Source organism: Allobosea sp. NPDC055353, from assembly GCF_053644975.1.
Genome location: NZ_JBSHMC010000004.1, coordinates 87070 through 100535, shown reverse-complemented (window position 1 = coordinate 100535; position 13466 = coordinate 87070). Strand labels below are relative to the sequence as shown.

General features: G+C 67.8%; 13 protein-coding genes. 4 read left to right on the top strand and 9 right to left on the bottom strand.

Annotated features, from left to right (window positions below; translation table 11 throughout):
- The 7 genes from ACWIEX_RS23560 to ACWIEX_RS23530 form a co-directional block, all read right to left on the bottom strand.
- Positions 1-1242, bottom strand: coding sequence for an NAD(P)/FAD-dependent oxidoreductase (locus ACWIEX_RS23560; RefSeq protein ID WP_454035351.1), 1242 nt, complete (start codon positions 1240-1242; stop codon positions 1-3).
- A 121-nt stretch (positions 1243-1363) separates the two neighbouring features.
- Positions 1364-2323 carry a dihydrodipicolinate synthase family protein gene (locus tag ACWIEX_RS23555; protein WP_454035350.1) on the bottom strand — a complete coding sequence of 320 codons (960 nt, stop codon included), beginning with the start codon at positions 2321-2323 and terminating at the stop codon, positions 1364-1366.
- A gap of 117 nt (positions 2324-2440) precedes the next feature.
- Complete coding sequence (locus ACWIEX_RS23550; RefSeq protein ID WP_454035349.1) at positions 2441-3151, bottom strand: GntR family transcriptional regulator; 711 nt, start codon at positions 3149-3151, stop codon at positions 2441-2443.
- A 155-nt stretch (positions 3152-3306) separates the two neighbouring features.
- Positions 3307-4083 (bottom strand): transporter substrate-binding domain-containing protein, encoded by a 777-nt coding sequence (locus ACWIEX_RS23545; protein WP_454035348.1) that lies wholly within the window; start codon positions 4081-4083, stop codon positions 3307-3309.
- A gap of 2 nt (positions 4084-4085) precedes the next feature.
- On the bottom strand, positions 4086-4253 hold the full coding sequence (locus tag ACWIEX_RS23540; protein ID WP_454035347.1) for a hypothetical protein: 168 nt from the start codon (positions 4251-4253) through the stop codon (positions 4086-4088).
- 59 nt (positions 4254-4312) lie between these two features.
- A complete protein-coding gene (locus ACWIEX_RS23535) occupies positions 4313-5488 on the bottom strand; it encodes an OmpA family protein (RefSeq protein WP_454035346.1) in 1176 nt (391 codons plus the stop codon).
- A 49-nt stretch (positions 5489-5537) separates the two neighbouring features.
- Entirely contained in the window at positions 5538-6983 is a 1446-nt protein-coding gene (locus ACWIEX_RS23530; RefSeq protein ID WP_454035345.1) for a caspase family protein, read from the bottom strand.
- Positions 6984-7150: 167 nt separating this feature from the next.
- Here ACWIEX_RS23530 and ACWIEX_RS23525 point away from each other — a divergent pair, with 167 nt between their 5' ends.
- The 4 genes from ACWIEX_RS23525 to ACWIEX_RS23510 all read left to right on the top strand — a co-directional run bounded on the left by ACWIEX_RS23525 (position 7151) and on the right by ACWIEX_RS23510 (position 11412).
- A complete protein-coding gene (locus tag ACWIEX_RS23525; protein WP_454035344.1) occupies positions 7151-8407 on the top strand; it encodes a DUF4399 domain-containing protein in 1257 nt (418 codons plus the stop codon).
- On the top strand, positions 8407-8850 hold the full coding sequence (locus ACWIEX_RS23520; protein WP_454035343.1) for a DUF4399 domain-containing protein: 444 nt from the start codon (positions 8407-8409) through the stop codon (positions 8848-8850). The genes ACWIEX_RS23525 and ACWIEX_RS23520 overlap by 1 nt, the downstream gene beginning before the upstream one ends.
- A 20-nt stretch (positions 8851-8870) precedes the next feature.
- Entirely contained in the window at positions 8871-10550 is a 1680-nt protein-coding gene (locus ACWIEX_RS23515; RefSeq protein WP_454035342.1) for an SUMF1/EgtB/PvdO family nonheme iron enzyme, read from the top strand.
- 112 nt (positions 10551-10662) lie between these two features.
- Positions 10663-11412, top strand: coding sequence for an SDR family NAD(P)-dependent oxidoreductase (locus tag ACWIEX_RS23510; RefSeq protein WP_454035341.1), 750 nt, complete (start codon positions 10663-10665; stop codon positions 11410-11412).
- 6 nt (positions 11413-11418) lie between these two features.
- Here ACWIEX_RS23510 and ACWIEX_RS23505 read toward each other — a convergent pair whose 3' ends face one another.
- Both ACWIEX_RS23505 and ACWIEX_RS23500 read right to left on the bottom strand, forming a co-directional pair.
- Positions 11419-12171 (bottom strand): SDR family NAD(P)-dependent oxidoreductase, encoded by a 753-nt coding sequence (locus ACWIEX_RS23505; protein WP_454035340.1) that lies wholly within the window; start codon positions 12169-12171, stop codon positions 11419-11421.
- Entirely contained in the window at positions 12171-13460 is a 1290-nt protein-coding gene (locus ACWIEX_RS23500; protein ID WP_454035339.1) for an ABC transporter substrate-binding protein, read from the bottom strand. The genes ACWIEX_RS23505 and ACWIEX_RS23500 overlap by 1 nt, the downstream gene beginning before the upstream one ends.
- Positions 13461-13466 lie beyond the last annotated feature (6 nt).

Below are 13466 nucleotides of genomic sequence, written 5' to 3'. Positions count from 1 at the left end.
TCAGAAGCGCTGCGGTGAGAAGGAAGCGATGTCGATGGCGGGTGGCCGATCCGTCAAGAGGTCGGCGACGAGGCGGGCGGTGCCGGCCGATTGCGTCAGGCCGAGATGGCCGTGGCCGAAGGCATAGATCACGCGCGGGGTCGCGCGAGCACGGCCGATTGCCGGCAGGCTGTCGGGCAGTGACGGGCGAAAACCCATCCATTGCACGCCGTCATCGGGCTTGAGGCCGGGCAGGAAGGCGCGGGCCTTGGCCAGCATCGCCTCCGAGCGGCGGAAATTCGGGGGCAGGTCGAGCCCGCCGAGCTCGACCGCACCGCCGACGCGGATGCCGATCGACAGGCGGCTGACGACGAAGCCATGGCCGCCGAAGGTGACCTGGGTGCGCAGGTCGAAGGCATCGGGCGGTAGCGTGGTGTTGTAGCCGCGCTCGGTTTCGAGCGGGATGCGCTCGCCGAGGCTCTTGGCGATGCGATGGGAGAAGGCGCCGGCAGCCAACACGACCTGCGCGGCCTGCCGGGTCTCACCGCCGCGAGCGTGGATCGTGATGCCGCCGTCATGCGGAGCAAGGCGCTCGACCTCCAGCCGCTCGATCGTGCCGCCGCGGGCGCGAAAGTGGTCGGCGAGCGCGACCGTATAGCCCTTTGGGTCGGCGATCGAATACCAGCCGGGGGTGAAGGTGCCGTGGGTGAAGCGTGGTGCGAGGCCGGGCTGGATCTCGGCCATGCCGGCTGCGTCGAGATGCCGGAAGGCGATGCCGTGTTCCGCACGGGCCTGCCAGCCGGGCAGGGAGGCCCTCAGCTCAGCCTCGCTCTCATAGACCTGCAGATTGCCGTCCTTGCGCAGCATGGCGAAGGTGCCGGTCTCGTGCAGGAAGGGTTCCAGCTCCGCCTTCGACAGGTCCATCAGCGCGGTCTGCGCCGTGGTGGAATGGGCGACGCGATCAGGCGAGCAGGCCCGCCAGAAGCGATACATCCAGGGGGCGATCCGGAGCGCATAGGCCGGCGGCACCGAGAGCGGCCCGAGCGGATCGAGCAGCCATTTCGGCGCCTTGCGCAGGATGCCGGGTGAAGCCAGCGGCAGGATGTCGGTGAAGGCGAAGGCGCCGGCATTGCCGGCGGAGGCGCCCGCGGCCGGCCCGGTCTTGTCCAGCACCACGACCGACAGGCCGCGCCCCTGCGCCGCGATCGCGGCTGAGAGGCCGACCACGCCGGCGCCTATGACGGTGACATCGGGATTGGCCATCAGCGGATGCGCTTCGCGAATGCGTCTTGCGGTTTTGATCCGGGCCAATAACCGGCCGGGGATATCAGCATGGAACTTGCCCCCGCGCGGCGGAAGGGCTTCCGCCGCGCGGGGCGCATGATCAGGCCGCCTGCTTATGGGCCACGTTCGCCTTCGACCAGTCGGCATACCAGGCGTCGAACAGCTTGAGCTGCGTCTCGGCATAGCCGCGTTGGCTGTCGCTCAGCGCATCGGTCTCGTTGAAGTGCAGCGTGTATTCCGCGTCGCCCTTCAGCACCATCATGTGCTTGAAGAACAGGACGAGGTCCGGGCCGGCATCGAAGGAGGAGAGCACGGCCAGAGCCTGCTCCAGCTCCTGAGCCTGGCGGCGCGCCGTGGCATCGCCGGCGGCCGCGGCCACCGAGAGCTGGCAGAGATGAAGCACTTCCTTCGGCAGGACATTGCCGATGCCGGTGATCGCGCCGGTCGCGCCGCAGTTCACGTAGCCATGGACGACGGTGGTGTCGATGCCGATCATCAGCGAGACGCCGTCATCGCGGCTGGTGATGTTCTCGGCCGCATAGCGCATATCGTCGGCACCGCCGAACTCCTTGAAGCCGACGAGGTTCGGGTGCTCGGCGCGCAGCGCGAAGAACAGGTCGGCGCGGGTGGCGAAGCCGTAATAGGGGCTGTTGTAGATCACTGCCGGCAGGCTCGGCGCGGCGGTCAGGATCGCCTTGAAATGCGCCTTCTGGGCGGCGATGACCGAGCCACGCGAGAGAACGCGCGGGATCACCATCAGGCCCTTGGCGCCGACCTTCTGGGCATGAGCGGCGTGCGCCACGGCCGAGGCGGTGTTGACCGCGCCGGTGCCGACGATGACCGGGATTCCGGCCTTCACCAGCCGCTCGACGCCTTCCATGCGCTGGGCGTCGGTAAGGAGCGGCCAGTCACCCATCGAGCCGCAATAGACAACCGCGGACATGCCGGCGGCGACCAGCTCCCTGGCCTTGCGCACCAGCCCGTCGAAATCGGGCGTGCGGTCCGCCTTGCAGGGAGTCATCAACGCGGGGATCACGCCGGAGAAAATCTGGGCCTTCATCTCGCTCTCCTTCTGGCTGTCGTTCTTGCGGAGAGCCCGACACCCCAGCGGCGCGCTCTTCTCGGGCTCATTATAGGGTTTTGCATATTCCTTGTCGACAACGATTACGCAAGAAACTCAAAGCGCGATGTCGAGCCTGTCCTCGCCGATCATGAGCTTCTGGATCTGCCGGACGATCTGTTCCGCATGAGCCTTCCCCAGGCGCTCTGCCAGTGCCGTGTCTCGGGCCAGGATCGCGGCGACGATGGTCTCGTGCTCGTCGACGAATTGCTGCGGCAGCCGGTCGTCATAGGATTGGTAATAGAGCCGCAGGAAGCGGCGACCCTCGTCGAGGAGGCGGCTGAACAGGCTGTTGAAGTAAGGGTTGCGCCCGGCTTCCGCGATCGCGGCATGGAAAGCGGCGTTGGTCGCGATCATCGCCAGTGCATCCTGCGCCTTCACCGCGGCGGCGAATTCCGCCTGCCGGGCGCGGATTGCTTCCAGGTCCTCCGGCCGGCGGTTCTGGGCGGCAAGCTGGGTCGTCACCCGGTACATCAGCGTCAGCGCGTCGAAGAAGGGCGCCATGTTCAGGAAGTCGAGATTGGCCACCATGGTCGAGCGGTTCGGCAAGGTGTCGATCAGCCCTTCACCGGCCAGCCGCACCAGTGCCTCGCGGATCGGCGTGCGCGACATCTGGAAGCGCTCGGCGAGCTGGACCTCGTCGATCGGGCTGCCGGGTTGGAGGACCAGATCGAGGATTTCATCGCGCAACAGGTCGTAGACGAATTTCACGCCCGAGCCGCGCTTGCGCTCCGGAACGGGGATTGTCTTGGTCTTGCTGGCGGTCATGGGAAATCCTCTTGTCGACAAGAGGAATACGGATTGTACGGCAATCGATCAATCGGAGCCCGGCACTTTCCCGGGGCCGCTCGCCACTCAATTCCGGTTGAACGGGGTGGCGTCGCGAAATTCCGTCACCTCGACAAGGCCGATGAGCTGTCGGTCTAGCTGCCGAGAGGCGGCTCGGCGACGGAGAGGCCGGTGATGCCATGCTTCGCGATCAGCCGCCCGACGAGCCCGCTCTCGATGGCGGCGATGACGAAGCTGCTGAGATAGTCGAGGGCGATGCCGGAGGCCTTGGGCGTGCCCAGCGCCTGCTGGACCGCCATGAAGCGGTCGGGGAGCATGCGCGAACCCGGCAGGGTCTTCTCATCCTCGATCAACTTGGGACGCAGGCCCGCGAGGGCATCGAGCTTCCGGTCGACGAAATGCCGGTAGGCTCCGTCGAAGCCCTCTCCGGCGACGAGTTCGGCCGCCTGGATGTTGCGTTCGAGCCAGAGACCATAGGCCGTGCGGGCGGCGACCGCGATGCGCCGGCCCGGACGATCGACCTCCGCCACCGATTGCAGGTCCGAGCCCGCCGGCACCAGATAGGTCGCCTCGATCTCGGTATAGGCCGGGGTGAAGTCGATCACCGCGGCGCGCTGTGGCTCTGCGCCGACCAGGGCGACATCCCATTCGTCGCGCTCGGCCGCATCCGCGAGCGGGCCGGGCGATTCATAGGGGACGTACCGGAGCGGCAAGCCGAGGCATTCGGCCAGGATCGCCGCCATGTCCGGCGAGACGCCGGCCGGGCCGCCATCGGCCGTGCGGCTGGAAACCAGCAGGAAATTCGACAGATTGATGCCGGCGCGCAGCACGCCATGGCGCGAGAGCGCCCGGCGCACCGCTTCGGGTGGCGCCCCGATGATCGCGCCGATCCGTTTGGCTTCCTCGGTCATCGTCAGGCCGTCTGCAGGGGCTGCGCGCCGAGCGCGCTGAAGCGCATCGCGGTCTTGTGGCCGAAATCGGAGGGGCGCGATGTGGGGCGGGTCAGCACGGTGTCGATAGCCTTGTCGATCGCAGGAAAGCTTGCGCGATGGCGCGCAGCTTCCGCTTTTCGGCGCGCCACCGCAACAGCGCCGCCGAATCGAAAGGGGGAGAGAGGACAATGCTGCCGGTCGCTCCGCGTCAGCAGCCGATCACCTTGAACTCGACGCGGCGGTCGAGCGCGTCGCTGGCGTCGTCCTTGCCGGTGCCGACGAGGTTTTCCTTGAAGCCGCGGCCGGTCGCGATCAGGCGGCCGCGATTGTCGGGCGCGCCGGTCAGCAGGAGGTCCATGACGAACTGTGCCCTCAGCGCCGAGAGCCGGTCGTTCACCTGCGGCAGGCCGGTATGCGAGGTATGGCCGACGATCTCCAGGCAGGCACCTTTCTGGCGGGAACGCGTCGCAATCTGGCTCAGCCACATCGGATAGGGCTCGGTGATCTGGCGGTCGTCGATGAACTGCGTGGTGCCGGGCTTGAACAGCAGCTTCACCATCAATCGGTCGGTGCCGAGGCCGTAGTCGATCAGGTCGCCGAAGGCATCGACCATGTCCTCGCGCCGGTCGAGCTTGCTGGCGGCGAGATAGGTGCCGATCCTGACGCGGTGCTGCTCGCCGCCGGGCAGCCTGCGCGCCGTCCGGTAGAAGGCGAGCGCCTCGCGGAAATGCCGGGTCTCATAGGCGAGGATGCCGTCATTGATCAGCGCATTGGCGGTGAGCTTCTCGACATAGCCGGGATCGATCGGGTCCCCGAGCTTCGTGCCCTGGCAGGTCTTGATATAGGCGTCCGTCGCCTGATCCTTGGCCCAGAGTGGCGAGTCCCGGTAATAGGGCGTCGGCGTCGTGTCGACGCCTTCGGTGCGGGCGCGGGTGACGCCCTTGGAGACGATGCTGTTGGATTTCAGGTCGGCCAGCGTCAGGCAGATCCGGTAGGCGTCGCGCGGACCGTCCGCCACGCCCTGGTTGTTCACGGCGGTGAAGGTGCCGACCAGCACCACCGGCTTGCCGGCGAGCGCCTCGCTGTCGAAGGGCAGGACGGTGAAGCGCGGATAGTGCGACCGGACGATCTCCATCAGCGTGGCCTGCATCGAGCGCGTCGCGGTCGATTGCGCGCCAGAGGCCGCGTCGATGAGCGGGTCGATCACCAGTTCGACCTTGTCGCCTGAAACCGACGCCTTGCCGAACAGGTCGTCGGCCGCCCTGCGGAGCGCGTCAGCGAACGGGGTCGGTGTCGGCGGTGCGGCTTGGGCGTGGGCCACGCCGGCTCCTGCCAGCAGCGCCAGGCCGATCACGGCGATCTTGAAGCGGACCAGGCCCGTCATGCCTCACCTCTCCGGCTTCGGCCGGGCTTTCCCGCCGCGGCCCCCTGCATCAGCGGCACTGCCGCAATTGTTCGCGCCCGGCCGGCGTGAGGTCGCCGAGCTGCGCGCGCATCAACAGTTCGGCGCATTCGCCGGAGGCTCGTCCGCGCGGTGCGGCTTCCGGCGGGCGCAGTGCGGCACCCGGCAGGGCGACGGGCTGCGTCGACCGGTTCGGCGACAGCGAGCCGGATACACCGAGCCGCGCTGCCATGGCCTGCTCGACAGCCAGGCGCTCTTCGGCAAGCCGTTGCTTTTCCGTCTCGATCGCCGCGAGCTCCGATTCCCGGCGGGCGAGTTCGTCGGCGAGGCGCGCGCGCTCCGCCTTGTCCTGGGCACGCGGCGGGGGCGGGGCAGGGGCGATAGCGACAGGCGCGGAGCCCGGAGCCGGCACGGGTGGCGGGACGCCGACCGCGTCGCCAATATCCTTGCGGGCGAGATCGTCTGCTGCCTGCCGCCGCCCCTGTTCCGCCCGTTCGAGACGCTCGAGCAAGGCACGTTCGCGCGCGGCGAATTCGCGTATGAGCTTGTCACGATCGCTCGATACGGCGGAGCGGCGTTCGAGCAGGTCGAGCCGCGTGCGGGCATCGATGACGAAGAAACTCTGCGGATAGCGCTGGATGAAGGCCTGCAAGGCGGTGGTGTCGTCGCTGGTGCGGATCCGGCGCCAGACATCGGCGTCGGTCTCCTCGCGGTTGAGATAGAAATCGCCAAGCAGGGAGAGCGAGAGTTCCGGCGTCTGCTTGCCGGCGGTCGAGTCGTAGACGCTCTTCTGGACGCGGCGGAACAGCGCCGCCACTTCCAGGCCGGGCTGGTCGATCTCGCGCACCAGAGCGGCGGTGAAGGGGCTGTTGCGGCCCGCACCATCGGCGGCGACGTCATTCGCCTGCGTGGCATAGGCGATGACCATGCCCTGCGCGCGCTGGACCGGGGCGAGGCCGGAGGCGACCGAGAAGCCGCGCGTCGCCTGCCGCTTGGCGAGCAAGCCGACGAACGGGTTGTTGCGACAGGCGTCGAGCACCATGATCTTGACGCCCTTTGCATAATTCAGCGCAGTGACGACATCGTTGAGCCGGGTCGTCTCGTACTGGACGCCGACCTCATCCTCGACCTTCGCCTCGACGGGTACGAGATAGTTCTCGCCGTTGAACTGGAAGCCGTGGCCGGCGAAATAGAACATCGCGGCGTCGGCATCCTGCGCCAGCCGGGCGAAGCGCGTCAGCGCCGCATCCATCCCGCGCTTGTCGAGATCGATACCGTCGACCACCTCGAAGCCGACCTTGCGCAGGGCCGTGACCATGTCGCGCGCGTCGTTGACGGTATTCGGCAGCGCCGGGGCGTTGCGATAGCTGGAATTGCCGATGACGAGCGCCACGCGGCGTTCGGGCGGCGTCTCGGCCAGCGCAAGGCCGGACCAGAGCATGAGGATCAGGCCGCAGAGTCTGACGACGAGGGTCATGGGCGCATCCTGGAGGCTGCGGGCAGCCTCTACGTCATGCTAATGCATGATCCCGGCTATCTCCAGAACAAAGCATAGTTCTCATCGAAACGGGATGGTGTTTTGCTTGAAGGCTGCAATCGTCGCTGATAGCCTTCCGCCTATCTTCTCGCGAAAGGAAGACGCTGATGCTTCGTCTCGCGCCGGGGCTTCTGCTGTTGGGGTTGGCCTTGGCGCTCCCATTCGCCGGGGTATCGGCGCAGGATCGTGCCCGGCAGCGCAGCCCGGCCCCCGCAGCCGCCCGTCTCTCCTTCGTCGGTCTCGCCGACAAGGCGCAGGTTCCCGCCAAGCTCACGGTGCGTTTCGCGATTTCCGGCATGGAGGTCGTTCCTGCCGGCCAGCCGATGCGCAATGGCGGGCATCACCACCTGCTGATCGATACCGAATTGCCACCGCTCGACCAGCCGATCCCCAGCGATTTCAACCATATCCATTTCGGCGGCGGCCAGACCGAGGCCGAGATCGCGCTGACGCCGGGCAAGCATACGCTGCAATTGCTCTTCGCCGATCACAACCATGTGCCGCATGATCCGCCAGTGGTGTCGGAGCGCATCACGGTCGAGGTTTCGGCGGCGCCTGAGAAGCCACGCTCGGCCGCCGCGCCCGGCGCCCGCGTCTTCTTCATCGATCTGCAGGACGGCGCGACGATCCCGAGCCGTGCCAAGATACGCTTCGGTGCGGAGGGTATCGCGGTGACGCCGGCCGGAACAACCAGCCAGAATGGCGGCCACCACCATCTGCTCGTCGATACCGAACTGCCGGCGCTCGACCGCGAGATTCCCAGCGACTTCAACCATCTGCATTTCGGGCGCGGCCAGACCGAGGTCGAGCTCTCGCTGCCGCCCGGCGAGCACACGTTGCAATTGCTGATGGGCGATCACGAGCATGTGCCACATGATCCGCCGGTGGTGTCCCCGCGCATCCGGGTCCGCGTCGTCGGCGACGCGCAGGCTTCGGTCGCTGCGCCTCCACCGCCGCATGCCCATGGCCCCGGCCGCGCCCGCACGGCGTCGCCCAACGATGCCGCGGTCTATTTCGTCTATCCCAGGGATGGCGACCGGATCTATCCGACCTCGACGATCCGCTTCGGCCTGCGCAACATGGGCGTGGCGCCGGCCGGCGTCGCCAAGCCGAATACCGGCCATCACCACCTGCTGGTCGATACCGGGCCGCCCTCCTTCGGCGAGCCGATCCCGGCCGATCTCAACCATATCCATCTCGGCGGCGGCCAGACCGAATACAAGCTGACGCTGCCGAACGGGCGGCACACGCTGCAGCTCCTGCTCGCCGACGAGAACCATGTGCCGCATGATCCGCCGGTGATTTCGGAGCGCATCACGGTCACGGTGGCGCCGGGTGGCCCGCATGCGAGGAGGCGCCGGTGATGTCGCAAGCCCGCATCGCAGCAGCCGGCCTTGTCGCGCTGATGGCCTGGCAGGCGTCTGCTCCGGAGGCCGCGGCGCAGACGCCGGCGCGCCAGCCGGCGCCTCCCGGCGCCCAGGTCTATTTCCACTACCCGATCGATGGCTTGAGCGTTCCCGAGCGCTTCACCGTGCGGATCGGCCTGCGCGGCATGGGCGTCGCGCCGGCAGGCGTCAATCACGCGCGGACGGGGCACCATCACCTGCTGATCGATACCGATCCCGGCCCGCCGGACCAGCCGATCCCGTCCGACTACAACAACATCCATCTCGGCAACGGGCAGACCGAAGTGGTGGTGACGCTGCCCAAGGGCCGGCACACGCTGCAATTGCTGCTCGGCGACCACAATCATACCCCGCATAATCCGCCCGTGATGTCACCGAAGATCACGGTCAATGTCCGCTAGCTGAAGGATATCGTCCGCCGATGGCTTGGTTGCGCGTTCTGGCCACTGCGATCGTGCTGCAGGGATTGTCGGGTCTGGCCGGCTTTGCCCAGCAGCCGGGCGAGCCTGCGCGTGTCGCCCTCGTCATTGCCAACGAAGCCTATCCGGAGGCGCCAATCGCCGGCACCGCCCAGCAAGGCCGCGCCGTCGCAGAGACCTTGAGCGCCGGCGGCTTCGATGTCGTCGCGGTCGAGAATGCCGACCGCAACGCCTTGCGGCAGGCGATCGCCGGTTTCGCGGGCAAGCTCCGGCGCGGCGCGCAGGTCGTGGTGTTCTACAGCGGCCATGCGATCCAGCAGCGCAACCGCAATTTCCTGATCTCGACGCAGAACGGCGCTGAGGGGGTGGTCGATCTCGACGAGATCATCGATCCGCTGATCGTCGCCCGGCCGGCGAGCGCCCTGGTGTTCCTGGATGCCGGCCGCGACAATCCCTGGCAGGCCAAGACGAAGGGGCTCCTGCCGTTGGAGCCGATGGAAGGTATCGCCGTGCTGTTCCCGACGGCGCCGGGCAAGACGCTGCCGGGCGGCCCCGACCGCGCGGTCGCCGCCTGGCTGAAGGCGATCCGGACGCCTGGGCTGGACATGACGCAGGCGCTGAAGCAGGTGCGGGACACGGTTTCGCGCGAAACCCGGCGCAGCCAGCAGGTCTGGCTCTCGGCGGAGCCGCCGAAGGGGCTCGTCGTCACGCCCGTCGCCCGGCCGGTTGCGGTGGCGCAAGGCAGCCGCGCCGTGATTCCGCCGCCGCAGACGCCGGGCGCGACCCAGGACGCCGCCTACGACCTCGCCTTCTGGGAATCGATCCGCAACAGCCGCAACGCGGCGGAGTACCGCGCCTATCTCGATGCCTATCCGAGCGGGCGTTTCGCTTCGCTGGCCCGCACGCGCGAGCAGGAATATCGCGCCGGCCCGGCCGCGCCTGCGCCCGCAGCCGCAACCTCCCAGCCTGCCGGTGCGCGGCAACGCGATTGCGCAGGCTGTCCCGAGCTGGTCGCGATCCCTGCCGGCAGCTTCCAGATGGGCTCGAACGATCTCTACGAATTCGAGAAGCCGGTGCATCCGGTGAGCGTGCGCGGCTTCCATCTCGGGGTGCGGGAGGTGACATTCGAGGAATGGGATCTCTGTATCGACCAGGGCGGCTGCAATTATCGGCCGGACGATCGCGGGCTCGGCCGCGGCAAGCGGCCGGTGACCGATATCCACTGGAACGATGCCAATGCCTATCTCGCCTGGCTCTCGGCCCGCACTGGCAAGTCCTATCGCCTGCCCACCGAGAGCGAATGGGAATATGCCGCGCGCGCCGGCACGGTGACGACCTATCCCTGGGGGCAGACCCTGGTGAAGGAGCGGGCCAACTGCCTTGGCTGCAACGACCAGAAGCGCGGTAGCGCGGTCGCGGCCGGCCAGTTCCCGGCCAATGCCTTCGGGCTCTACGACATGGCCGGCAATGCCGCGGAATGGGTCGCCGATTGCTGGAGCGAGAGCTATCGCAACGCGCCCCGCGACGGCAGCGCCTTTACGGTCGGGGGGTGCCGCGAGCGGGTGTTGCGCGGAGGCTCCTTCAACAACGATCCGCGCTATCTGCGCTCGGCCGCGCGCTTCAAATACGAGGCCGACGTGCGCTTCTACACCAATGGTTTTCGCGTCGCGCGGGACCGATAGACCCATCATTCCTCCCGGATTTGCAGGGGCGGCATGCGTGCCGCCTGCCTTGAAGCTTGCCTCTTCCCGCCGGCAATAAGGACCGGGAATCAATCAGGAAGGGGAGGCCCGCATGGCCAAGGAATTCACCGGCAAGCGCGTGATCGTGATGGGCGGCAGCCGCGGCATCGGCCGCTCGATCGCGCTCGGCTTCGCCGCGGGCGGGGCAGCGGTCTCGATCTGCGCGCGCGGCGCCGGCCCGCTGGAGGCGACGCGTAAGGAGATCGAAGCGTTGGGCGTCTCCGCGCATGCGGCGACCGTCGACCTCGCCGATGCCGGCCAGATCGAGGCCTATGTGCCGCAAGCCGTCAAGGCGCTCGGCGGCCTCGACATCCTCGTCAACAATGCCTCGGGCTTCGGCCAGAGCGATGACGAGGAGGGCTGGGCCGCCTCGCTCAGCGTCGACATGATGGCCGTGGTGCGCGGCAGCCATGCGGCGATCCCGCATCTCCAGCCGGGTTCGTCGATCGTGAACATCTCGTCGATCTCGGCTCTGCGGGCCTCGGCACGCTCGGCGCCCTATGGCGCGATCAAGGCGGCCGTGATGCATTACACGGGCAGCCAGGCCAAGATGCTGGCGCGCAAGGGCATCCGGGTGAACTGCGTCGCGCCGGGCTCGATCGAATTCCCTGGCGGCTCCTGGGAAAACCGGAAGACCTCCAATCCCGAGCTCTACAATGCAACCCTGGCGTCTATCGCTTTCGGGCGCATGGGGAAGCCCGAAGAAGTCGCCGAGGTCGTGCTCTTCCTCGCCTCGGCCAAGGCGAGCTGGGTCACCGGCCAGAGCATCGTCGTCGATGGCGGGCAGCTCGTCGGGCCCTGAGCCCGCTCAGAGCCGCAATCCGCCATCCACCGCGATTTCGGCTCCGTTGATATAGCTGCCTTCGGGCGAGCAGAGCAGCAGGGCGATCCCCGCACAATCCTCGGGGCTGCCGATCCGGCCCAGGGGGATACGGGCGAGCACCTGCTGCTCTCGGCCGGGCTGGGCCAGCACGGCGCGATTGCGGTCCGTCAGGATGGCGCCGGGCTTGACGATGTTGAAGGTGACGTCCGGAGCCTGCGTGGTGCGGGCGAGGTTCAGGATCATGCTGGTCTGCGCCGCCTTGGTGGCGGCGTAGTAGAAGTGGGTCGGATTGGGGCGCGCTTCCTGCACGCTGCCGATCGCGATCACCCGGCCGAAGCCGCGCGATAGCATCCCCGGCAGGAAAGCTTGCAGCAGCCGCACCGTGGCGTGGAGATTGATCTCCGTTTGGGCGGCCATCGCGGCTTCCGAGACCGCGTCCCAGGTCTCCAGCATCTCGACGGAGGCGCAGAGCACGAGGATATCGGGCTCGATGCCCTTTGCCATGAGCTGCGCCGCCATCGCAGCGGGCGCGCCCGGCTCGGCGAGATCGGCGATCAGGGCCGTGGCTGCACGGTTTTGCGCGCGCAGATCGGCCACCGCCGCGTCGGCGGCGCCGGCGTCCCGGTCATGGATGATCGCATGCGCGCCGGCTTCCGCGAGGCGTGTCGCGATCGCCCGCCCGATGCCGCGCGCCGCGCCGGTAACGAGGGCAACACGGCCCGAAAGCGGACCCGTCATCAGCCGAGCAGCGGTTTCACGCGCGCGGTGGCATCGTCCATCGCCTGCTGCGCCGGCTTGCGGCCGAGCACGGCGGCCTGCGTTTCCTCGATGAAGATGTCGTGGGCGCGGGCCTGCTCGTCGAAGGCGGGCAGGTGGATGCGCGAAGCCTTGAGCGCGGCAGCCTCGTCGGCGGCATAGGGCATCGCCGCCTTCAGCTTCTCGTCGGCATAGGTCGAGATGCGGACCGGGCCGTTGCCGTTCAGCGCCATGGCGGCGGTGCCGGCCTTCGAAGAGAGGGTGCGGATGAATTCCCAGCTCAGCGGTTTCTGCCTGGCGTTCTTCGGGATCATCAGCGCCCAGAATTCGGTCGTCGGCGCAAAGGCGACCTTGCCCACGAGATCGGCGGCCATCGGCGGCAGTAGCGATTTGAAGCGCCCGCCATACTTGCCCTTGGACGGGTCGTTATAGGTGACGAGCCGGGCGAAGGGGTTGATCGTCATCGCGGCCCGGCCCTGCTGCATCCAGGTCGTGATCTCCTCGTTGTTCACCGTCGCGAAATTCCGCGGCAGGACGCCGGCCTTGTAGAAATCGGCGAGCAGGGCGAGCGTCTTCACCATGGGCGGCTCGGCCGCGACGATCTTGCCGTCGGTCGTCATGTAGTCGCCGCCGAGGCAGCGGGCGAGCGTCAGGAAGTTCGAGGCGAAGACGGCGGTGAAGGCGAGGCCGTAGATCTGCGTGCCGTCCTCGCGTTTGAAGGTGAGCTTGCGGGCGAGCTCCGTCAGCTCCTCGAATGTCGTCGGCAATTTGGTGACGCCGCGCTCTTCCAGCAGGGCTTCGTTGTAGATCAATGCGTTGGTCGCGTGGCGCACCGGGATGCCATGCAGGGCATCGCCGACCTTGAGCGGGCCGAGCAGGCCCGGCGCGAAATCGTCGAAGGCCTCGATCGGCGCCTGTTTCATCAGCGCATCGAGCGGCTCGAAGAGCTGGAGATTGCGCGGCACGGCGCGGCCATTGACGAGATAGGCGACATCGATCGAGGTCTCCGAGAGCGAGGCCTCGCGCAGCAGCCGCTCATGCACGGCGTTGACATCGCCGAAGGTGACCCAGTTCACATTGGCGTCGTTCGCCTTGCGGAAGGCTTCGGTGGCATCGCCGCCGGGACCGGTCGTCGCGGCATTCTGGTGAACGCGGTGACCGAGCGCCGTCAGCGTCTTCGCCTGGGCAAAGGCGCCGCGCGGGAGAAGCGCCGAGGCGGCTGCGGCGCCGGCGAGCGCGCCGAACCGGCGGCGCGAGATGCGGGATGTCATCGATTG

Coding starts and splice junctions, on each gene's coding strand:
- ACWIEX_RS23560 (WP_454035351.1), bottom strand. CDS start 1,242: ATGGCCAATCCCGATGTCACCGTCATAGGCGCCGGCGTGGTCGGCCTC.
- ACWIEX_RS23555 (WP_454035350.1), bottom strand. CDS start 2,323: ATGAAGGCCCAGATTTTCTCCGGCGTGATCCCCGCGTTGATGACTCCC.
- ACWIEX_RS23550 (WP_454035349.1), bottom strand. CDS start 3,151: ATGACCGCCAGCAAGACCAAGACAATCCCCGTTCCGGAGCGCAAGCGC.
- ACWIEX_RS23545 (WP_454035348.1), bottom strand. CDS start 4,083: ATGACCGAGGAAGCCAAACGGATCGGCGCGATCATCGGGGCGCCACCC.
- ACWIEX_RS23535 (WP_454035346.1), bottom strand. CDS start 5,488: ATGACGGGCCTGGTCCGCTTCAAGATCGCCGTGATCGGCCTGGCGCTG.
- ACWIEX_RS23530 (WP_454035345.1), bottom strand. CDS start 6,983: ATGACCCTCGTCGTCAGACTCTGCGGCCTGATCCTCATGCTCTGGTCC.
- ACWIEX_RS23525 (WP_454035344.1), top strand. CDS start 7,151: ATGCTTCGTCTCGCGCCGGGGCTTCTGCTGTTGGGGTTGGCCTTGGCG.
- ACWIEX_RS23520 (WP_454035343.1), top strand. CDS start 8,407: ATGTCGCAAGCCCGCATCGCAGCAGCCGGCCTTGTCGCGCTGATGGCC.
- ACWIEX_RS23515 (WP_454035342.1), top strand. CDS start 8,871: ATGGCTTGGTTGCGCGTTCTGGCCACTGCGATCGTGCTGCAGGGATTG.
- ACWIEX_RS23510 (WP_454035341.1), top strand. CDS start 10,663: ATGGCCAAGGAATTCACCGGCAAGCGCGTGATCGTGATGGGCGGCAGC.
- ACWIEX_RS23505 (WP_454035340.1), bottom strand. CDS start 12,171: ATGACGGGTCCGCTTTCGGGCCGTGTTGCCCTCGTTACCGGCGCGGCG.
- ACWIEX_RS23500 (WP_454035339.1), bottom strand. CDS start 13,460: ATGACATCCCGCATCTCGCGCCGCCGGTTCGGCGCGCTCGCCGGCGCC.